Below are 20,704 nucleotides of genomic sequence, written 5' to 3'. Positions count from 1 at the left end.
GGTTGTTGGCCACACGCGGGCGACCACCCGGCTTCGGCATTGGGCGCGGCATAGCGGATGCCGCATCCCCCGTTTTAGCAGCAGCCGGTTTCGGTGCTGCGGGTTTCGGCCCCGGCTTAGCAGGCTTGGGGGCGGCGGGCTTCGCCGTAGCAGCCGGTTTCGGTGCTGCGGGTTTCGGTGCTGCAGACTTCGGTCCTGGCGCAGCAGGTTTCGCAGCAGCCGGCTTCGGCGCCGGTTTAACGGCTGGCTTTGCAGCGGTTTTCGCCGCCGGCTTCTTCGGTGCTTCTGCGGCCTTCGCATCCTTCGCGTCGGCAGCACCGCCACCGCGCTCTTCGTAGAGCGCAATCATTTTCTTCACCACCGGGGGTTCGATGGTGGAAGAAGCAGTCTTAACAAACTCGCCTTCCTCTTTCAGGGTTGCGAGTAGTTCTTTACTTGTTACGCCGAGCTGTTTTGCCAGTTCGTGAACGCGTAGCTTTCCGGGCACGTGTCTCCTCTTGGTCAGGCTAGAGGTGGCACGGCAGCTTGCGGAGCTACGCGAGCGACCTCTAGACGATGGTCATGACGTTCATCGCTGATGCATTTTCTGCTTCATGGTTGAAGACTCATCAGTTCTTTAGTCCTTTTCACTTACTGCTTTGCCCGCCGGCATGGTGGTTTCCACGACGGCGATGTACTTGCGCACATGGCTAGTGTCTACTTTCGCAGACACGCGGAGAGCCCGCCCGAAGGCGCGGCGTGATTCCGCCTGCTCACACGCGACAAGCGTGGGGGTGATCCACGCTCCGCGTCCTGGCATGATCCGCTTGGGGTCGGGGATGATCCGTGTTGGATCAGCCGGATCGACGACGACGCGCAAGAGCTTTGTTGCTGGTTGCAGTCGGCGCGTGGCTATGCACATGCGGACTGGTTCATGTTTCTTGCTCATTTTCGCTTATCGACGACCCCACCCCAGCAGTTCTGCCAGATTGAAGCCACTGAACCACCTTACGCCACTTTGCCGCGAACTGTTACTCCGCTTGTTCTGCGTTACCCACTCCAGAATCGGAGTGAATATCGATTTTCCACCCTGTGAGGCGCGCAGCCAGACGAGCATTCTGCCCTTCCCGGCCAATAGCCAAGGACAGTTGGTAGTCCGGCACAGTGACTCGGGCGGTTTGTGCCTCGAGGTCAAGAATCTCCACGCGGACAACCTTGGACGGCGCGAGCGCATTGCCCACGTACACAGCTGGGTCATCGGAGTAGTCAACGATATCGATCTTCTCACCGGCAAGTTCCCCCATGATGTTGGTCACACGCGCGCCGCGCGGACCAATGCAGGCACCCTTGGCGTTGATACCCTTAGCCACACCCTTGACGGACACTTTGGAACGGTGTCCAGCCTCACGAGCAATGGACACGAGCTCCACTGCCCCATCTGCTACCTCCGGCACCTCCAGGGCGAACAAGCCGCGGACGAGTTCGGGGTGCGTGCGCGACAGGTTCACTGTCGTGCCACGCTCACCGCCAGAAACACCCACCACGTAGGCCTTGACACGATCACCGTGCTCGAGCTTCTCCCCCGGGATCTGCTCTGCAGGAAGCAGAATGCCGTCCTGTGGATCAGACTCCGTGCCCAGCTGCACGACAACGATGCCACGGGCGTTCGCATTGGCATCACGCTGTACAACACCGGAGACAACTTTGCCTTCTAGCTCGGAGTACTCACCGAATGCGCGCTGGGCCTCTGCCTGACGCAGGCGTTTCAAGATGGCGTTGCGCACAGCCAACGCGCCTACGCGGGAGAAGTTCACCGGGGTGTCGTCGAATTCGGAAGTGACGTTGCCCTCTTCGTCCAATTCGCTGACAATCACCGCTACATCACCAGTTTCGGTGTCAACATCCACACGCGCCTTCGACCCCTCATCAGGCTGCGTCGGTGCGATGCCGTCATTCTTGTGCTCGCGGTAGGCGTGCAGCAGAGCGGCCGCAATCGTTCCCAACAGGTCATCAACCGGAATCCCGGCTTCCTTCTCAATACTTTTGAGCGCTGCGATGTCAATATTCACTTGTCGTCCTTCCCAGTGGTGCTTTCCTCAGCAATTTCGCCGAAGGGTGTTTCCGCCAATTCGATCTCCTGAACTGGCGGAGTGTTGAACTCAATTTCTACCACTGCACCCGACACATCCGAAATGGGAACCACACGCACACCGGGCTCACCCTTCTTCACCGGCACCACGAGCACCACCTGTCCGGTTGCGCCATCAAGAGCACCAACACGGAAGATGTCCCCGTCAACCTTCACCAATCGGCCACGATTACGGCGCCAATGGCGCAGCTCCGTGAGCGGGAGATCGACACCCGGGGTAGTTACTTCCAGGGTATAGCCGGCGCCAAAGTTGACGTCACCGCGCTCCTCGGCAGCGTCGAAAAGCTCGGAAAGCTCATTAGACACATCTTCCAACTGGTCCAGCGTCGGCGCGTCATCACCAGAAACAGCGATAACAACCTGCGACTTCTTGCCAGCTTTGACCGTTTTCACGGCTTCAATGTCAAAGCCGCGAGCATCGGTGACGGGACGAATGAGAGCAGTGAGTTCTTCAACTTGCGGGAATGCCATGCAGGCCACTGTACTGTCCGACCGGTAGGGTCAACCACGTGAAGTCCCCTCGTTATCTCGCCACCTTGTGCATCGTGGCCGCATTGCCACTTACTGCCTGCTCCCCTGTCGATATCTTCGGCCCGCACGCCAACAACACAATCATGGAGCTAGCCAAGCAAGCTTCCGCCGATCAACTAGGTGGTGAGACTGAATGGAACAAACTCCGCGCCACCCACGCCGACCAACTCCAAGAGGAAGCGCGACGACTGTGCGGGATAAACGACCGGGGCGAAGTGCCCACCTCGTGCAATGTCACGTACGGCGACACCGATCTCCCAGCCAGTGGCAACGCACAGGAACTTGTCGCGCAAACCGCTCAGGTCGCCACGAAGGTGCCCGCCGACTCGCGCGACCTCGTCATTGCCCAAGCGATTGATGCTGCCTCCACCGCGGAACTCCCGATTGATGGCTTTAAGTCCCCCATTGAGGGGCTTGAGCCCCTCAATGCCGCCAAGGAACTGCTCAGCGCCGAGTACGCCGTCGAATTCGGCCTGGACATCGCCAGCGCCTACGCAGACACGCAGCTCCACAGTCGTATCAACGATCTACGTTTGCTTCATGATGCCCGCGTGGCCACCCTCCACCATGCCTTCCCCACCGGCGACCTCCCCACCCGCGAAGCCGGCTACGAGATCCCCGAAGGCGCCCCCACAAACCCGGCTGAGGCCACAGCGTTTGTTCATGCCCTAGAGAACAACCTGGTTGAGCATTGGCGCGCCGCAGCCGCCAACGCCGATTCCCCCGAATGGCGTGAACTAGCCATCCTGTTGGCCGGCCACGCCCAAAGCGCGGCCAACCAAAACTAGCCGTTAACCAGCTCGAGTACCTTTTCCACGATCTGGCTTGCCGGCACCTCCAACGTTTCACCACCGCGGATACGCAGCTCGATAATGCCGTCGGCGAAAGAACGCCCCAGGATCACAATGAAGGGCATGCCTAGGAGCTCAGCATCCTTGAACTTAACGCCTGGGGAGACTTTCGGGCGATCGTCGAAAAGCACATCGATACCGGCCTTCTCAAACTCTCCCACGAGGCGCTCACCTTCCTCGAGCGCGGCCGCATCCTTATTAGCTACGGCGAGGTGCACCTGGTACGGCGCGATCTCCCTCGGCCACACCAGCCCCTTCTCATCGTGGGTTTGCTCCGCGATCACCGCGAGCATGCGGGTGACGCCGATGCCGTAGGAACCCATCGTGGGCACAGCGCGCTTGCCGTTCTCGTCGAGAATCTGCACATCCATCGCCTCGGTGTACTTGCGACCAAGCTGGAAGATGTGACCCAGCTCAATGCCGCGCGCCAGCTTCACCGTGCCATTGCCGGACGGCGACGGATCGCCCTCCTTGATCTCCGCTGCCTCGATGAACTCATCCACCTCGAAGTCACGGCCAGCAACCAGGCCGACCACGTGCTTCTGTGGCGCATCTGCACCGGTGATCCAGGACGACCCAGCCACAACGCGCGGATCCGCGTAGACCTTCACACCATTGGCGTTAAGTGCCTTCGGGCCGACGTAGCCCTTGACCAGGAAGGAATTGTTCTTGAAGTCCTCTTCGCTGGCCAGCTCAAAGGTGGCCGGTTCGAGGGACGCCTCGAGGCGCTTTTCATCCAGCTCGCGGTCACCCGGGATGAGAACACCAGTCAGCTGCGGGCCGACCGGCTTGCCATCTTCGTCTACCTGGCGTGGGTCATTGATCTTCACAACCATGCACTTGAGGGTGTCGGCGGCTTCGACCGCACGCCCGTCAACAAGCACGCCTGCACCATTCGCCCACTCAACTAGCGTGTCGATGGTCTCCGACTTCGGCGTATCGTGCACGACTGCTTCCGGCTGGCCCTCGATCGGCTGCTCTGCCGGCGGTACCGTCACCACAGCCTCCACGTTCGCCGCGAAGTTGCCCGCAGTGGACACCACGAACGTGTCCTCACCATTGTCCGAGTAGGCGAGGAACTCCTCGGATGCGGAACCACCCATCGCACCCGACGTGGCCTGGCAAATCTCGTACTTCAGGCCAACACGGTCGAAGATCCGCTGGTACGCGCCACGGTGCTTCGCGTAGGAGTCATCCAGGCCCTCATCGGACATGTCGAAGGAGTAGGAATCCTTCATCACGAACTCACGCCCACGCAGAATGCCCGCGCGCGGCCGTGCCTCATCGCGGTACTTCGTCTGAATCTGGTACAGCGTCACCGGGAAATCCTTGTACGACGAGTACAGGTCTTTCACGGCGAGGGTGAACATCTCTTCATGCGTCGGGCCCAGCAGCATGTCCGTGCCCTTGCGGTCCTTCAGGCGGAAAAGATCGTCACCGTACTCGGTCCACCGGTTCGTCGTCTCATACGGCTCACGCGGCAAAAGCGCCGGGAACAGGAGCTCCTGCGCGCCGATCGCGTTCATCTCCTCGCGCACGATCTCCTCAATATTGCGCACCGCCCGCAAACCCAGCGGCAACCACGAGTACACGCCCGGCGCCGCTCGGCGGATATACCCGGCGCGCACCAAAAGCTTATGGCTGGGCACCTCAGCATCAGCGGGGTCTTCGCGCAGGGTGCGTAGGAACAGCGTGGACAAACGTGTGATCATGCCCGTCATCTTAACCCTGCCCGTAGACATGTAGTTTGGACGGCATGCTGATTGTGCTTCCGCCCTCCGAAACCAAAGCTCCCGGTGGCGAAATGGACGGCATCGACGTCTCCTTCCCCTCCCTCGACCCGATCCGCAACGAGATTATGGATGACCTTGCCGCGCTCGACCTCGACGAGATGATGTCCGCTCTCAAACTCCCGCCCACCAAACGCGAGGAAGCCGCAGAGAACCTCGAACTGCGCTCAGCGCCCGTCATGCCCGCAATCTACCGCTATACGGGAGTGCTTTACGACGCATTGTCTGCCGACACCCTCCCCGACCCCGCCCTGCGCCACCTAGCGATCGGCTCCGCGCTGTTCGGTGTTGTCCGTGCTACCGACACGATCCCCCGCTATCGGCTCTCCGGCGGCTCCAAACTTCCACCCCATCCGCAAGTGGCTGGGGTGGAAGCACAGAAAACGGCCGTGCCCACTATGAAAGCCCGCTGGGGCACCGCCATCACCGATGTGCTGCTCTCAGTCGACGATTTGATCGTAGACATGCGCTCCGGCGCCTACCAGCAACTCGGCCCCGTCCCCGGCGCGGTGACCGTCCGCGTCGAGTCCGTGCAGGAAGATGGCACGCGCAAGGTGGTCAGCCACTACAACAAGCACTACAAAGGCGAGCTCGCTCGCGTGCTTGCAACCGCCCTCGATGCGGACTCGGTCACCGACATCGAGGGCGTTGCCGCCATCGCCGAGGGCAACGGCATGACGGTGGAAGTGGACGGGAACCAGCTGACGCTCGTCGTTTAGCCTTGCGCCGGTTTGGTTCCCTCCGTGGCTAAAGTTGTTCTATGTCCTCTCGACCTATTTATGGTGTCGCAGTAGCTTTTGCACTGTTCAGCTTCGCGTTGATCGTGCTGAATATTGATGCGGCGCCGGACAACATTCCCGTACACGTGGGCCCCGGCGGCGAGGTCGACCGGACTGAGCCGAAGTCCATACCCGCCGCCACTTTCGGCGTGTGGTACTCCGTGCTGCTCCTCGTGCTCGTGGCCATCTCAGCACCCCGGCCCTCCTTCGCGCATATCCGTGTCCCTGTCGCCACCGACGATCCCGTCATCCCCTTCTCTAACACCGCTGCCGATAAGGCCGCCACCCTACTCAGGATCACTGAGCGTTCACTCGCCTGGTTAGCACTCGCCACCGTCGTGCCGATGTGCCTCATGCAGTTCACTCTCACTTTCCCTGCTTACCGGGGCTACCTCACCGCCGCCATCATCGTGCTGATCGCTAGCATCGTCGCAGCACTGGGGTACACCTTTGTTCAGATCTCCCGCTGGCCGAACCAGCTGGAAGCCATGCCTACCGATGATGAGGAGCGCGCCCGCCAGAAGTACTTCGGCTTCGGCGGTGGCATGGGCTTCTACAACGAGCCCAAGGACCCGATGGTCACCTGGGTCTCACCCTTCAACCAAACCAAGGTCGATTTGAACTGGGCTCATGCACCAGTGAAGCGGTATATTTTCACGCTCGTGGCACTGCTTGTGGTCCTGATGGTGGCACCGTTTTTGACCTTTTAGGTGCACTAGATGAAGAAATGGCTTGTAGCTGTGGGGGCAGCCGCCATCGTGGGTGCGGGAATGACGGTTGCGGATGTCATGGGCGACAACGCAACCGTTGACCGCGTCATTGATGGTGACACCATTGATGTCTCCACCGGCTCCGACACAATTCGGGTGAGACTACTCAACATCGACACACCTGAGATCGGGCGCGACGGCGCCCCGGACGAATGCTTAGCTCAGGAAGCCAAGCAGCGCCTGGAGGAGCTCATCCCCGCTGGCACAAAGGTCACGCTTGAATACGACGTTGAACACCAGGACCGCTACGGGCGCGATCTGGCTGGCGTGTTCAAGGAAGGCAGCTTCATTAATGAGACCCTCGTGAAAGAGGGGTACGCCCGCGCCGTCCTCTTTGAGCCGAACCGGAAATTCTACGACCGGATCCTGGCTGCGGAGGCTGGCCCAAAGCATAAGAAAACCGGGATCTTCGGAGTCGGAGTGGAATGCTTTTCCCCAACGCCGGAAGACAGCACGGTGCTCGATGAACTACAGCGTGATGCGCAAAGCCTACAGAGCATGGATCTCACCGACCCATTGCTTATCGACGAATCCCGCCGCATCACCAGCCACATGCACCGCAACATCGACAACCTTCATAACCAGCTAAATCGTGGTGGGCAGGCGAAGAAGTTCTTCTATGCGGAGGAGCTCGCTGCGTACTTAGAGGACATATCCTCTGACCTCGAGACAGCCGAGAAGACTCTGGACCGCACCGGTTAGCTCGCGCGCAGTACCGTGAACTTCTGGTTTCGCGCCACTTCGGTGACCCGCGCGAATCGAGCTTCTACCTCACCGCGGTACCGCAGGTGGGAGTTGTGCACCAGGTAGAGCGCGCCACCAGGCGCGAGCAATCGCACGGACGCATCAAGCAGGTGCTGCACCAAAGTGGCGTCAACGGCTGTGCCGTCGTGGAATGGCGGGTTGAGCGCGATGGTGTCAAACGACGCGTCCGGGAAGCGCGAGCCAGCGTCATCCCAGGTGGCATCCAGGCCGATGGCACGGGCGGAAAGAACGGCATCGGCGTCCGAATCCGTTGCCTGCGCGTCGAGGCCACGGGTAACAGAACCATTGCCGCAGCCGAGATCGAGTAAACGTCCCGGTTCTGCCGGCAGGCAGGAACGCAGCAGCTCCCCACCGCGGTCTGGTTTCGCGCCAGAGAAGACTCCACCGAAGGCAACCAGGCCATCCCCATGCACCGGTTCATAGGACACGGAGCGCGGGCCGGATGCGACGAGGCAGCGGAATTTCCCGCGACCGCGGGAGGCACCAACGTCAGTGAAAGATTCCGCGAGCGTCGCATTCATGCCACGCGAGAGATGCTTGTTATTCCCGCCGAGCACCACGCGGATATCATCGTAGCCAGCACTAGCGATGGAACGCGCCAGGTAATCGAGCCGCGCCAGGGACTTGGGTATCTCCCCTATCGCCACTGCGGATTCGCTCGCGCCAGCCAGAAACTCGTCCAGCCGCACATCACCGGCAACCACGGCACCAAGCGACGTAGCTTCCTGGCTACGCCCATAATCCGAGTCCAGGAACACCACAGGGCCACCTTCCGCCAGCGCCGCGCGGGTGAGGTCCAGGGTAGGGTCGTGGCAGATGAGGGTGGTGGCAGTGACACGGATCGGCGCTTCGTCGATGATGAGGCGATCGAGCGTGCGCATCGTGGCGGTTCCGTTCATGGCACCCAAGTCTAGGGTGGGGCACATCAGTAGTGGAAGCGGGCCTGCAGGATGATCAGATCATCACCGTCCACCAAATAAATGAACCGGTGTTCCTGCGTGATCCGCCGCGACCAGGCCCCTTCCGCACCATATTTGAGGGGCTCCGGTTTCTCGATCCCTTCGAACGGGTCATTAGTCCTCGATCGCGTGCTCTACGAACTCACCCGCACGCGCAGCTTCGTAAGCATCGAGCACGCGACGCGCATTCGCGGGGGAACGGAAGATATGAGCGGTTTCCTCCCAAGCGGCGTAATGATCCGCCGACATGAGGACCGCGTTGCCGGAACGAGACGCTATTTCCACGACTGAGCGATCGTTGTTGACATGCTCAATGAGCTGGAACAACGTCCACCGTGCTTCACTAGCGCTTAGTGCCATGACCCCTCCACAGTTGTACGGCTTTACCGTACCTCACCGTCGGCCTGTCTACGCTGGCCATATGCTCGCTCTGAATCATTCTTTCGCCGACGCACTGCCCACCATGGCGGTCGAAGCACTGGGTGCGGACTTCCCGGACCCGCAGATCGTGGTGCTCAATGAACCGCTGGCGCGGGACCTCGGATTAGACCCCACGTGGTTGCGCAGCGACGACGGTCTCCGGTGGCTCACGGGGGCCAACGGCGGGCACGCCACCGCGTACGCCGGGCACCAGTTCGGGCAGTTTGTGCCATTGCTTGGCGACGGCCGTGCTCTCCTCCTCGGCGACCTCCCCACCCCGGACAGCCGGGTGGAGATTCAGCTGAAAGGTTCCGGCCCGACACCGTTTTCCCGCCCGGGCTCGGATGGGCGCGGGGCACTCGGTCCGATGCTGCGGGAGTATCTGGTGAGCGAGTTCATGCACGCGGTGGGTGTGCCCTCGACTCGGTCCATAGCAGTGCTCACCACTGGGGAGAAAATGCTACGGCACCACGGGTATGCGCCGGGCGGGATCGTGGTAAGAGTGGCGCGCAACCACCTGCGGGTCGGGTCCGTCCAGTACGCGGCGGCGCACTCCCCTGACCTTGTCCGTGCGGTGATCAGGACGGCTGGATTCGACGCGCCGGAAGATCTCCTTGCCACCGTCATGGAACGTCAGCTCGAGCTGGTTGCCCAGTGGATGCGCATTGGCTTCGTCCACGGGGTAATGAACACCGACAATGTGGCCCTGTCGGGTGAGACCCTCGACTACGGCCCGTGCGCCTTCACCGAGAAGTTCCGGCCAGCGGCGCTATTTTCCTCCATCGATGCCCACGGCCGCTACGCCTTTGGGAATCAGCCGGACATCATGGCGTGGAACCTCACGCGTCTCGCAGAAGCGCTACTTCCGGCGAGCAACGAGGATGCCATGCGCGAAGTCCTGGCGGACATGGAACCTACCTGGCACCGCGTGTGGGAGAAACACGTCCCTGACCCGCAGGCGCTGGCGCAGGCCGAGGACATCACCACATACAACCACAAGCACCACGGCGGGCCGGTGTTCATTCCTCGCAACCGGATGCTCGAGCGGGCCATCTCCAGCGCTGAACGCGAGGGCGATCTCGAGCCCTACTTCGATCTGCTCACAGCTGTGACGGACCCTTATAACTCAGAAGCGGGCCCGGCCTGGATGGCCGAGCCCGAGGGGGATGAAGGCGAACCCTTCATCACATACTGCGGTACGTAAGAGGACCTTAGCGGTTGAGTTTCAGTGCTTCCTGGGTCTCTGCCCACTGCTTCTCATACAGGTCGCGCTCACGGATGAGGGTCTTGCCGTAGGTAGGAATCATCTCGTAGAGCTTCGGGCTCCACTCGATCATGCGCTCACCGAAGCAGCGCTCAAGCAGCTCGAGCATCGCAGCCGGGGCGATCGAGGCGCCTGGGGAGGCACCGAGGATGCCCGCGATGGTGCCGGACTGGTCGTTGACCAGCGCGGTACCGAATTCCAGGGAGCCGAAGTGAGGCGGGGTGGCTGGTTTGATGATCTGAACGCGCTGGCCAGCGATGATGGCCTCCCAGTCCTTGCCATCGGCGGACGGCATGTACTCGCGTAGGTGATCCACGCGGCCGTCGAAAGATTTGAACACTTCCTCAACCAGGTACTTGACCAGGCCGAAGTTCCATGCGGCAACACCCAGGTAGGACGGAATGTTGTCAACGCGGATGGACTTGAACAGATCCAGGTAGGAGCCTTCCTTCAGGAACTTCGGTGTCCAACCACCAAAGGGGCCGAAGAGCAGGGACTGCTTGCCGTCCACGACGCGCAGGTCCAAGTGCGGGACGGACATTGGTGGAGCACCCACCTTTGCCTTGCCGTACACCTTGGCCTGGTGCTTCGCCACCAGTTCCGGGTTGGTGGTACGCAGCCATGCACCCGAAATGGGGAAGCCGGCGTAGCCGCGAACCTCAGGCACCTTGGCCTTACGCAGCAGGTCGAGGGCGTAGCCGCCAGCACCGACAAAGACGAAGCGGGCGCGGGTGGTTTCCTTGGCGCCGGTGTGCAGGTTCTTGGCGGTGACCTTCCAGAAGTTGCCCTCACGCTTGATGTCCACGACCTCGTGGCCGTAACGAACCTCGGTGCCGGAGGTAGTTGCGTGGTCGATGAACTGGTTGGTCAGAGCACCGAAGTTGACGTCCGTACCAGCGTCAACCCAGGAGATAGCCACGGGTTCTGCATCGAAGTCACGCTGCTCAGCCATCAGTGGCAACTTCTCTGCGAACTTCTCGCGGTCATCGGTGAACTGCATGTTGGGGAACATGTAATTCTCAGACAGTGCCTCGTAGCGGTGCTTCAGGTACTCAATCTGGTCCTGGCCCTGCGCGAAGGACACGTGCGGGACGGGGCTGATGAACTCGGTCGGGTCGGTCAAAACTCCTTCGTTGAGCTGGTGAGCCCAGAACTGCCGAGAGACCTGGAACTTCTCATTGATCGCGATGGCCTTGGTTACATCAATGCGACCATTTTTCTCCGGCGTGTAGTTGAGCTCACACAGGGCGGAGTGACCGGTACCCGCGTTGTTCCATGGGAAGGAAGACTCCTGTGCTGCGCCATCGAGACGCTCGTAGATGAGTTGGGACCAGGATGGCTCGAGCTGGTGGATCATTGCCCCCAGTGTCGCACTCATGACCCCCGCACCCACTAGGAGGACATCAACTTCGTCCCCTTTCGAGTGGTTGTTCGCTGTTTGGGACTGCTTCGTTGACACCTTTTGACCTCTTCGATCTTGTCGCCGTGTTTGGTTTACGTGCATCCTACCCCTCCCCATCATTCCACCCGAAATGCGGTATAGAGCCAAAACCAAATGTCCGTATCAAACCAAAACCCAGTCTCCTATGATGTGTGACATGAACCTCGATTCCTTAAGTTGGACCACGGACGAACTGGGCAGCAACTACCGGCGCGCCACGTTGCCCCTTGGGCCCGACCCGGATGGTTCAGGCGAAGTGTCAGCGGTTTTGGTGCAGGCGCTCCCAGATGAGGTGACGGGCAAACCAGCTCTGTTGTGGGTACATGGCATGTCGGATTATTTCTTCCAGAACCATGTGGCACAGCACTATAAGGAACTTGGCTATCCTTTTTACGCCTTGGATCTGCGCAAATGTGGGCGTGCACACCACGAGGGACATCAGTGGCACTACACCACGGATATGCGCCACTACTTTGACGAGTTGACGGAGGCGACCAAGCTCATCGTGGAGAAACACGGCAGCGTCATCCCGCTCGCACACTCCACCGGGGGACTGATCACACCGCTGTGGCTGGATCATTTACGCCGGAATGATCCGCAGACGCACGCGCTCGTCGCCGGCCAGATCCTCAACAGCCCGTGGCTAGACATGCAGTTCCCCTCTTGGGTGGTGGCGGTAACTACCCCCATTGTGGACATTGTGGGGAGGCGTTTCCCGCTGTGCCCGCTCCCCTCGATCGGCGAGGCCACCTACGGGGAGTCCATTTATAAAGGTGCGCACGGCCGCTGGGACTATGACACGGAAAAGAAGGCCATGGGTGGCCACAAGAAGTTCCTCGGGTGGTTCCGCGCGGTCATGGTCGCTCAAAAGGAGATCCATGAGGGCGCGGTGGATTCCGGCGTGCCTACCCTCACGTTATGTTCCTCGCATTCATATCTGAACAAGCCGTATTCCGCAGCGGCGGACACAGCAGACACGGTGTTGGATGTGAAGCAGATTCAGCATTGGGCCCCGCACGTCTCCAGCACCCCCGGCAGCACCACCAAGGTCATTGATGGTGCGCTCCATGATGTTTTCCTCTCCGCCCCGCTCGCCCGCCAGAATGCGTTCCGGGAGATGGACGGGTGGCTGGAGGGGGTCGCCGATAAGCGAAAGGCTCAAAAATGACACACTATGACTACATTGTGCTGGGCTCTGGTTCCGGCAATTCTTTTCCCACGCCCGAGTTCGACGGTAAGAGCATCGCGCTTATCGACGAAGCCCCGCGCTTCGGCGGCACCTGCCTCAACTCCGGGTGCATCCCCACGAAAATGTTCGTCGTCGCAGCGGACACCGCACAATCAGCGGCGGATTCTGGGCGCTTGAACATCCGCACCACCTTTGAGGGGGCGGATTGGCCGGCGATTGTGGACCGCGTATTCACCAACCGCATCGACAAGATCTCTCGCGGTGGCGAGGAGTACCGCCGCGGTGATGAATGCCCGAACATTGACGTATACGACGGGCACGCTGAATTCATCGGCCCGAAGACCATCCGCACCTCCCGTGACGGCGATCCTGTGGAGATCACCGCCGACACGATCGTCCTGGCAGCCGGGTCCCGTGCTTTCATCCCGGATGTCATCGCGGATTCTGGTGTACCGTACCTGACCAATGAGTCCGTCATGCGCCTGCCCGCGCAGCCCGAATCGCTGACAATCTTGGGTGGCGGGTACATCGCGATGGAGTTCGCACACATCTTCCAGTCCTTGGGCACCCACGTGCGCATTGTGAACCGTTCCCCTTTGATGCGCCATCTTGACAGTGACCTCGCCGAACGCTTCAACGCGCTGGCTACGAACCGCTACGAAACATACCTTGGCCGCACCGTCGCATCCGCGTCCCACGATGCGAATTCAGTCACGCTCATGCTTGACGACGGCTCTGAAGTCACCTCCTCCGCCCTCCTCGTCGCCACCGGCCGTGTGCCCAACGGCGACCGCCTCGGCGCTGCTGCTGGCGGTGTGGAACTGCATGAGGATGGCCGCGTGAAAGTTGACAAGTTTGGTCGCACCACCGCCGACGGCGTGTGGGCACTGGGCGACGTGTCCTCCCCTTACATGCTCAAGCACGTGGCCAATGCGGAACTGCGTGCCGTGCGACACAACATTCTGCGCCTGGCCGCCGGCGATGAATCCGGTATGGTGCCCATGCCCCATGATCACGTGCCATCCGCGGTATTCACCTCCCCGCAGATCGCCACCGTTGGCCTCACCGAGCAACAGGCTATCGACGCAGGCTACGACGTCACCTGCAAAACCCAGAACTACGGCGACGTCGCCTACGGCTGGGCCATGGAAGACGCCACCTCCATCGTGAAACTCGTCGCCGACCGGCGCACCGCCCGCCTCCTCGGCGCACACTACATGGGACCCCAAGCCGCAACGCTCATCCAACAACTCATCACGGTAATGGCTTTCGACCTTGATCTCCGTGAAGTCGCCCGACTCCAATATTGGATTCACCCCGCATTAGGTGAGGTAACTGAGAACGCCATCCTCGGCCTCGATTTCACTTTCCCCGAGGTCTAAGCAAAAAACTTTCCCCGCACACGATCTACCCTGAGAGTACTCCTAAGTTTTTCACAGTTAACGCCCACTATCTTTTGCGCCTACCAGCATAAATGCGCTAACCTGCTCAACGTTCCCTGGAAGCGAACCGGGATCCACCGCGTTCCCGTTCCCCCAAATCGGACTAGAAAAGGAATCGTAAATATGCGTAACCTTCGCAACATCGCCCTCGCAGGCGCAACCGCAGTCGCGCTGACCTTCGGCAGCACCTCCGTCGCGGTCGCCGAGGACGCCAACCCTCAGACCCAGCAGAGCTCCCAGCAGGGCGGCGCCGACACCCCGAAGCCCGGTCTCTCCTCATGGGTCGGCCAGAACATCTTCGGGATCGGTGAACACGGCGGCAAGGGCGACAAGACCGACGCTCAGCAGATCTTCGGCTCCAGCAAGAACTGGGCGGACGCTAGCACTGCTGGCAAGCGTCTTTACGTCTTCTCCGTCGTCCTTGGCATCACCGCTATTCTCGCGCTGCTGATCGCCCCGATCGACAACTTCATCAAGTACGGCCCGCACGCTAAGTAACTGCGTTCGAACTCCCATCCCCATTTCAACTTCTAGAAAGTAAGGAAACACCATGCGTAAGTTCCGCAACGCAGCTCTCGCTGCAGCAACCGCAACCGCAGTCGCTTTCGGCGGCGTCACCGTCGCTGGCGCTGAAGAAGCAGCACCGAAGAACCCGAACGGCACCAGCTCCTCCCACTTCTTCTCCGGTTGGGGTGGCGAGCACAACGGCAAGAAGGACTCCACCCTGGGCGAGGTCCTCGAGCAGGGCTTCGGGAAGCTCGGCGAAGGCAAGGGCCTGACCGGCTTCGGTGCAGCCGTTGACCGCACCACGGAAGCTAACATCAGCGACTTCTGGGGCAAGCAGACCGGCGCTCTGCCGCAGTGGGCTCGCATCTGGCGCGACTCCATCGAGTGGTTCGCACTGCTCGCTGGCGTCGGTGCTGTCATCGGTGCAGCTAACTGGGCTCTGCACGAGGGCCTGCTGCCACAGCTCTAAATCTCAGCGTTTCGCAGCGCTGGACGCTGTACGCTAGATACTTCAAGAAGACCGCGGGATACGCGGTCTTCTTTTTGTTTACCCCCGTCCACTGAACTGCTCCCCATTAGTTGGACTGAGAAACCAGTTACCGACTAGTGGGAAGCAGTTCAATAAGCGCCGGGGCCGTATTCACACCATCCGTGGCGCGCCCACGTGGGTCTCCCCACGGGGGTATCCGGTGGTGAATAAATACCACCAGTTCGGCGCGTTGTACCAGTTATACGGTTAGCGTTGGGAATCGGGGAGGGTGAGGATCTCGTTGCCGTCCTCTGTGATGAGAATGGTGTGCTCAAACTGGGCCGTGTACTCACCATCGGTGTTCTGGACGGTCCAGCCGTCGTCCCAGATCTCGTAGTCGAGTCCGCCAAGATTAATCATGGGCTCGATAGTCAGCGTCATGCCTGGCTCCAGCACGTCCGTGTATGCATCCGAGTCGTAGTGAAGCACCACCAGGCCGTTATGAAAGGTGGGACCCACACCATGGCCGGTGAAATCCGTGACCACGTTGTAACCGAAGCGTTTGGCGTAGGACTCGATAACACGGCCAATCACGTTAACCTCCCGGCCCGGCTTGGCAGCCCGGATGCCACGCATCATCGCCTCGTGCGTGCGCTCAACGAGCAGCATGTGCTCCTCGGCGACGTCGCCAGCCAGGAAGGTGGCGTTCGTGTCACCGTGGACGCCGTTTTTGTAGGCGGTGACGTCGATATTGCAGATATCGCCTTCCTGGATCACGGTGGTATCCGGGATGCCGTGGCACACGATCTCATTAAGAGACGTGCAGCAGGACTTTTCAAAACCGCGGTAGCCAAGCGTCGATGGGTACGCACCGTGGTCCAGCATGTACTCGTGGGCGATGCGGTCAATCTCATCGGTGGTCACGCCAGGCGCCACAGCCGCGCCGGCTGCCTCAAGAGCGTTCGCGGCGATGCGAGACGCTTCGCGCATCTTCTCGATGATCTCCGGTGTCTGCACAAACGGTTCGCCGATGTTCTCCGCGACGGTGTCTTTCCAGGCGTATTCCGGGCGCTCAATAGAGTCCGGCACGGTGCGGATCGGTGTGGGTTTTCCAGGTTTCAGTTTTCCGCGTGGGTTCATGGGTGCCATGGTAGTCCCGCGTGTTTCGGCCTAGACTCCGGCCTCATCGATGTTGCGCAGCATCGCGTCAGTGATGTGCACGGCTGCCTCAGATCCGCCACCAAGGACGATGAGGGTGGCAAACGCAATGTCATCATCCCGGTAGCCGGTGAACCAGGAGTGGGAGCCGCTGTTGATTTCGGCCTCACCAGTCTTGCCGCGGATGTCGCCGCCAGCACTCATGCCGCCAGCGGTGCCGCCAGGGCTGACAACTGCCTTCATCATGTCCTGCAGACCCGCCAGGGCCTGCGGGTCGAGTTTGGGTGCCGTTTCGCTGGCTTTCGTTTCCTTGCCTTGAATCAGATACGGCAGAGGAACCTCGCCACGGGCAGCAGTTGCGGACACGAGCGCCATGCCAAACGGGCTCGCCAGGTCATGGCCTTGCCCGTAACCGGCCTCGGTGCGGTCAAGCGCTTCTTCGCCGACGGGGATCGAGCCAGTCAAGGTCTCCAAGCCCGTGATCTCGTAGTCCACCCCAAGGCCAAATTGCTTACCGACGTCTTTGAGCTCCCCCGGCGCCAACTTCGTTGAAATGTCCGCAAAGGTGGTGTTGCAGGACCGTGCGAATGCGGTCTGCAGCGGGACATCCCCAGCGCCAGAGCCCGCGTAGTTAGTCACGATGCGCCCGTAAATATTCATGGTTCCTGGACACGGCACGATGGAACCTGGGTTGAGCCCTTGCTTTTCCAATCCAGCGGCTGCGGAAATGATCTTGAACGTCGAGCCCGGCGGGTACTGGCCGGTAAGGGCTAGGTTGCCGTCCTTATCCGCCTCAGGTGTTTGAGCAACGGCGAGGATCTCGCCCGTCGAGGGGCGGATTGCCACGATCATTGCTTTCTGGCCCGCGATCGGCTCAAGAGCCTTCTCCGCGGCAACCTGAACCTTGTGGGACAGGCTGATCCCGATGGACGGCGATGGCTTCGCGTCGTGCTTTTCCACGTCTTCGAGCTCATTGCCGTTCTCATTCACAACGGCGATCTTCCAGCCCGCATCTCCCTCCAAATCCCCGCGCACAACTTCACCGATGCGTGCCATGATGTCCGGCGCAAAACCCGGATTCGCATTGACCATCGCAGCTTCCTCATTCAGCCGCACCCCGGGGATACCCTTCAACGCGGCATCAGCGACCGCATGAGAGGTGGCCGGGATCATCGCCACGGAGTACACCCCAGAAGCCGCCTCCAATTCCTTCTGCAGGTCCCCCGCATCGCGCGTGGGAACCGCTTTGTCCACCGCGTGAGCATTGGTCAAAGCATTAGAGATCGAGATGGCGGTTTCCGGAACATTGCGCACCGCGCCTTTATCTACGAGCAGCCGATACGCCACCCCCGGACTCAACAACGCCACACCATCGGAGGACACCACACTCGCCTGCTTCGCTGGGACCGTCCGCAACTCAAGGTGCTGGTTCGCCCCCAGGCGTGGGTGCAATACAGACGGCTGCCACCGCACCGTCCACTCGTCATTGGACTGCGTCAACGTCATCGACGCGTCATAGGCCACCTGCCGGTCGCGTGGCAGGGCCCACTCCAAGGTGTAGTGGGCGGTAGCGATGTTTTCTTTTTGGTCAATGTAGTTCAGCGTCGCATTCAATGCTTCTGCTTGCAGGCCACTGACGGTGGCGGAGGCCGAGTCGGTGGCTTGCTGGGGGACGTCGACAAGCTGAGCTAGAGCCTCATAATCGAAATCTTGCAGAGCATCGAGTAGATCCTGCGCTACTGGCTTCGCCGGATTCGGCTTCGGTGTACACGCACTCACACCAAGCGCAACAACCAGTACGGCAAGCAGCGCAAGGACCCGAGATTTCATCGTCCTACTTTGTAACCTTGACTTCAGCCTTCGCGCCCGCGATCTCCTCAAGGCCCTCTTCTTCCGCGATGCGTTCAGCATGCGCAATGAGCGTTTCGACGATCTTCGACTCCGGTACCGTCTCCACAACCTCGCCCTTGACAAAGATCTGGCCCTTGCCGTTACCGGAAGCGACGCCGAGGTCCGCATCGCGCGCTTCACCGGGGCCATTAACTACGCAGCCCATCACAGCAACACGCAACGGATACTCCATGCCCTCCAGGCCGGCGGTGACCTCCTCGGCGAGCTTGTACACGTCCACCTGCGCGCGACCACACGACGGACAGGAGACGATCTCCAGCTTGCGCGGACGCAGATTGAGCGCCTGGAGGATCTGGTCGCCGACCTTGATCTCCTCCACCGGGTCAGCGGAAAGGGAGACGCGGATGGTGTCGCCGATCCCCTCAGCCAGGAGCGCGCCAAAGGCCACAGAGGACTTGATCGTGCCCATGAACTTCGGGCCCGCCTCCGTCACACCGAGGTGCAGCGGATAATCCGTCTTCGCGGCGAGCTGGCGGTACGCCTCCACCATGAGAACCGGGTCGGAGTGCTTCACGGAAATGGCGATATCACCGAAACCATGCTCCTCGAACAGGCCGGCCTCCCATACCGCGGACTCCACGAGTGCCTCCGGGGTTGCTTTACCGTATTTCTCCAGAAGGCGCTTATCCAAGGAGCCACCATTAACACCGATGCGGATCGGAATCCCCGCATCGGCAGCAGCCTTGGCTACCTCTTTCACGCGGCCGTCGAACTCCTTGATGTTGCCCGGGTTCACGCGCACAGCGGCACACCCGGCGTCAATGGCTGCGAAGATGTACTTCGGTTGGAAGTGAATATCCGCAATAACCGGGATCGGCGACTTTTGCGCAATCGCCGGCAACGCATCCGCGTCGACCGTCTTCGGGCAGGCCACGCGCACGATGTCACAACCAGCCGCTGTCAGCTGCGCGATCTGCTGCAAAGTTGCGTTAATATCGTGCGTCTTCGTCGTCGTCATCGACTGCACACTGATCGGGTGATCGGATCCAACCCCCACCCCACCCACGAACAACTGACGGGTTTGACGACGCGGAGCAAGAGTCGGAGGCGGGCCTTCCGGAATGCCCAAACCGATGGGAAGATTCATAGACCTAAGACTAACACCGGTTCTCTCAGCCAAAGAGGCGCACGGGGTTGACCACGTCGGCGACAATAACCAACACGCCCACCCCGAGCAGCAGTGCAGCCATCGCGTACGTGATCGGCGCCAACTTCTGGTAGTTCACCGGGCCACCCGCCGGCAGTCCGCGCAGGGCACGCAGGCGGTCACGGATTGTCTCGTACAGAACCACCGCTATGTGTCCGCCATCTAACGGTGGCAGCGGGATCAGGTTGAACAGGGCCAGGAAGAAGTTCAGGGAGGCCAGCAGGGAAAAGAACACGCTCCACATGGACCGCTCCACAAGCTCACCGCCTGCTCGCGACGCCCCCACTACACTGATCGGGCCTTCCATGTCCCGCTCCGCACCGAATATTGACGCCGCCACCCCCGGCACTTTCCCTGGAAACGCGATGATGCCCTTCACCGACGCTACGAGCATCTCCCCTGACACCCGTGCCGTCGCCGGAACTGCCTCCACCGGACCGAAGCGTTTCACTGCATCCACCACCGGGGCATTGCTCACGCCGATCGCGCCAGCCTCAAAGGCAGTGCCTTCGGGGGTGAGGCGAGTGACGGGGGTAACGGGGACGTCGATAAGCAAACGCGTTCCTGCGCGTTCCACATCAAGCGTGACTGTTTGGCCTGGACGAGTGAGCACATACTCGCGGATCTCCACGAAGGATCGCATCGCTTGGCCGTCAATAGCCAGGATCTTGTCACCCGGGCGCACACCTGCTTCTCCCGCGGGGCCGGGGCCCGTGCACTCCGCCACCGTCGTGGCATCAACCTGGTCAGACGTGCACGCAACCTCCCCCACCGTCGGCGTACGGTCCGCGTACGGGTTCGGAATTCCCGACGACACCGCCAGCAGGTACAGCACCATGAACCCGAGAAACAGGTTCATCACAATGCCACCACTCATCACCGCGACGCGCTGCCACCACGGCTTGCGATACATCGCGTGCGGCTCTTCCTCCGGCGTGAGCGGATCCATCGCGGTCATCCCCGCGATGTCACAGAATCCGCCGAACGGCAGCGCGGCGATGCCGTACTCCGTTTCCCCCTTCTTCACGGACACGAGCTTTGGCCCGAAGCCGACGAAGAAACGGCGCACCCGCATCCCAAAGGCTTTCGCGGTGAGCATATGTCCGGCCTCGTGCAGCGCGATCGACACAGCAATGCACAGCGCGAAGACAACAATGCCCAGGAGAAATGGTCCCACGAGTAG

The 20,704-nt window shown here is 60.8% G+C and carries 22 protein-coding genes; 9 read left to right on the top strand and 13 right to left on the bottom strand.

From position 1 onward, the window contains the following. The 4 genes from F4V54_RS00795 to rimP all read right to left on the bottom strand — a co-directional run. Positions 1-487 (bottom strand): translation initiation factor IF-2 N-terminal domain-containing protein (locus F4V54_RS00795; protein ID WP_211359438.1); only part of this gene is annotated, 487 nt, incomplete at its 3' end. A 129-nt stretch (positions 488-616) separates the two neighbouring features. Then, positions 617-928 (bottom strand): YlxR family protein, encoded by a 312-nt coding sequence (locus F4V54_RS00790; RefSeq protein ID WP_034661515.1) that lies wholly within the window; start codon positions 926-928, stop codon positions 617-619. A gap of 82 nt (positions 929-1,010) precedes the next feature. Then, positions 1,011-2,048 carry a transcription termination factor NusA gene (gene nusA, locus F4V54_RS00785; RefSeq protein ID WP_102724185.1) on the bottom strand — a complete coding sequence of 346 codons (1,038 nt, stop codon included), beginning with the start codon at positions 2,046-2,048 and terminating at the stop codon, positions 1,011-1,013. Beyond that, positions 2,045-2,599, bottom strand: a complete 555-nt coding sequence (gene rimP, locus F4V54_RS00780) for a ribosome maturation factor RimP (protein ID WP_150385917.1) — start codon at positions 2,597-2,599, stop codon at positions 2,045-2,047. Before rimP ends, nusA begins: the two co-directional genes overlap by 4 nt. 38 nt (positions 2,600-2,637) lie before the next feature. Here rimP and F4V54_RS00775 point away from each other — a divergent pair, with 38 nt between their 5' ends. Then, the gene (locus tag F4V54_RS00775) at positions 2,638-3,447 is read left to right on the top strand and encodes a DUF4439 domain-containing protein (RefSeq protein ID WP_170253079.1); all 810 of its coding nucleotides are present in this window, start codon (positions 2,638-2,640) and stop codon (positions 3,445-3,447) included. Here F4V54_RS00775 and F4V54_RS00770 read toward each other — a convergent pair. Beyond that, a complete protein-coding gene (locus tag F4V54_RS00770; protein WP_150385915.1) occupies positions 3,444-5,222 on the bottom strand; it encodes a proline--tRNA ligase in 1,779 nt (592 codons plus the stop codon). The two genes, F4V54_RS00775 and F4V54_RS00770, sit on opposite strands and share 4 nt — an antisense overlap. Before the next feature lie 44 nt (positions 5,223-5,266). Between F4V54_RS00770 and yaaA the strand changes: the two genes are divergently transcribed. The 3 genes from yaaA to F4V54_RS00755 are packed head-to-tail and all read left to right on the top strand — an operon-like array spanning position 5,267 to position 7,551. Then, positions 5,267-6,019 carry a peroxide stress protein YaaA gene (gene yaaA, locus F4V54_RS00765; RefSeq protein ID WP_150385914.1) on the top strand — a complete coding sequence of 251 codons (753 nt, stop codon included), beginning with the start codon at positions 5,267-5,269 and terminating at the stop codon, positions 6,017-6,019. A 41-nt stretch (positions 6,020-6,060) separates the two neighbouring features. Continuing rightward, positions 6,061-6,789, top strand: coding sequence for a DUF1648 domain-containing protein (locus F4V54_RS00760; RefSeq protein WP_150385913.1), 729 nt, complete (start codon positions 6,061-6,063; stop codon positions 6,787-6,789). Between the two features lie 9 nt (positions 6,790-6,798). Beyond that, positions 6,799-7,551: a thermonuclease family protein gene (locus tag F4V54_RS00755; protein ID WP_150385912.1), complete on the top strand. Its 753-nt coding sequence runs from the start codon at positions 6,799-6,801 to the stop codon at positions 7,549-7,551. Here the strand turns inward: F4V54_RS00755 and F4V54_RS00750 are convergent. The 3 genes from F4V54_RS00750 to F4V54_RS00740 are packed head-to-tail and all read right to left on the bottom strand — an operon-like array spanning position 7,548 to position 8,933. Further along, positions 7,548-8,513 carry a class I SAM-dependent methyltransferase gene (locus F4V54_RS00750; RefSeq protein ID WP_232218055.1) on the bottom strand — a complete coding sequence of 322 codons (966 nt, stop codon included), beginning with the start codon at positions 8,511-8,513 and terminating at the stop codon, positions 7,548-7,550. The two genes, F4V54_RS00755 and F4V54_RS00750, sit on opposite strands and share 4 nt — an antisense overlap. 26 nt (positions 8,514-8,539) lie before the next feature. After that, complete coding sequence (locus tag F4V54_RS00745; protein ID WP_150385927.1) at positions 8,540-8,671, bottom strand: Txe/YoeB family addiction module toxin; 132 nt, start codon at positions 8,669-8,671, stop codon at positions 8,540-8,542. 16 nt (positions 8,672-8,687) lie between these two features. Then, entirely contained in the window at positions 8,688-8,933 is a 246-nt protein-coding gene (locus F4V54_RS00740; RefSeq protein ID WP_150385911.1) for a type II toxin-antitoxin system Phd/YefM family antitoxin, read from the bottom strand. A 61-nt stretch (positions 8,934-8,994) separates the two neighbouring features. On the opposite strand from F4V54_RS00740, the gene F4V54_RS00735 reads away from it, so the two are divergent. After that, a complete protein-coding gene (locus F4V54_RS00735; RefSeq protein WP_150385910.1) occupies positions 8,995-10,197 on the top strand; it encodes a protein adenylyltransferase SelO family protein in 1,203 nt (400 codons plus the stop codon). Between the two features lie 7 nt (positions 10,198-10,204). Here the strand turns inward: F4V54_RS00735 and mqo are convergent, their stop codons facing one another. Next, positions 10,205-11,635: a malate dehydrogenase (quinone) gene (gene mqo, locus F4V54_RS00730; RefSeq protein ID WP_232218056.1), complete on the bottom strand. Its 1,431-nt coding sequence runs from the start codon at positions 11,633-11,635 to the stop codon at positions 10,205-10,207. Between the two features lie 220 nt (positions 11,636-11,855). Here mqo and F4V54_RS00725 point away from each other — a divergent pair, with 220 nt between their 5' ends. The 4 genes from F4V54_RS00725 (at position 11,856) to F4V54_RS00710 (ending at position 15,305) form a co-directional block, all read left to right on the top strand. Then, a complete protein-coding gene (locus tag F4V54_RS00725; protein WP_150385909.1) occupies positions 11,856-12,866 on the top strand; it encodes an alpha/beta hydrolase in 1,011 nt (336 codons plus the stop codon). Beyond that, a complete protein-coding gene (gene mtr, locus F4V54_RS00720; protein WP_102724191.1) occupies positions 12,863-14,269 on the top strand; it encodes a mycothione reductase in 1,407 nt (468 codons plus the stop codon). The genes F4V54_RS00725 and mtr overlap by 4 nt, the downstream gene beginning before the upstream one ends. A 183-nt stretch (positions 14,270-14,452) precedes the next feature. Beyond that, positions 14,453-14,827, top strand: coding sequence for a hypothetical protein (locus F4V54_RS00715; protein ID WP_150385908.1), 375 nt, complete (start codon positions 14,453-14,455; stop codon positions 14,825-14,827). Between the two features lie 52 nt (positions 14,828-14,879). Further along, entirely contained in the window at positions 14,880-15,305 is a 426-nt protein-coding gene (locus tag F4V54_RS00710; protein WP_034661542.1) for a hypothetical protein, read from the top strand. Between the two features lie 267 nt (positions 15,306-15,572). Here the strand turns inward: F4V54_RS00710 and map are convergent, their stop codons facing one another. The 4 genes from map to F4V54_RS00690 are packed head-to-tail and all read right to left on the bottom strand — an operon-like array spanning position 15,573 to position 20,698. Continuing rightward, complete coding sequence (map, locus tag F4V54_RS00705; protein WP_034661688.1) at positions 15,573-16,445, bottom strand: type I methionyl aminopeptidase; 873 nt, start codon at positions 16,443-16,445, stop codon at positions 15,573-15,575. Positions 16,446-16,475: 30 nt separating this feature from the next. After that, complete coding sequence (locus F4V54_RS00700; protein ID WP_102724193.1) at positions 16,476-18,293, bottom strand: penicillin-binding transpeptidase domain-containing protein; 1,818 nt, start codon at positions 18,291-18,293, stop codon at positions 16,476-16,478. A gap of 4 nt (positions 18,294-18,297) precedes the next feature. Then, on the bottom strand, positions 18,298-19,461 hold the full coding sequence (ispG, locus tag F4V54_RS00695) for a flavodoxin-dependent (E)-4-hydroxy-3-methylbut-2-enyl-diphosphate synthase (RefSeq protein WP_102724194.1): 1,164 nt from the start codon (positions 19,459-19,461) through the stop codon (positions 18,298-18,300). A gap of 25 nt (positions 19,462-19,486) precedes the next feature. Continuing rightward, positions 19,487-20,698: a M50 family metallopeptidase gene (locus tag F4V54_RS00690; protein ID WP_150385907.1), complete on the bottom strand. Its 1,212-nt coding sequence runs from the start codon at positions 20,696-20,698 to the stop codon at positions 19,487-19,489. Positions 20,699-20,704 lie beyond the last annotated feature (6 nt).

The sequence above is a fragment of the Corynebacterium tuscaniense genome (assembly GCF_008693065.1).
Lineage (GTDB): Bacteria > Actinomycetota > Actinomycetes > Mycobacteriales > Mycobacteriaceae > Corynebacterium > Corynebacterium tuscaniense.
This window is presented reverse-complemented; position numbering and strand designations above follow the sequence as displayed.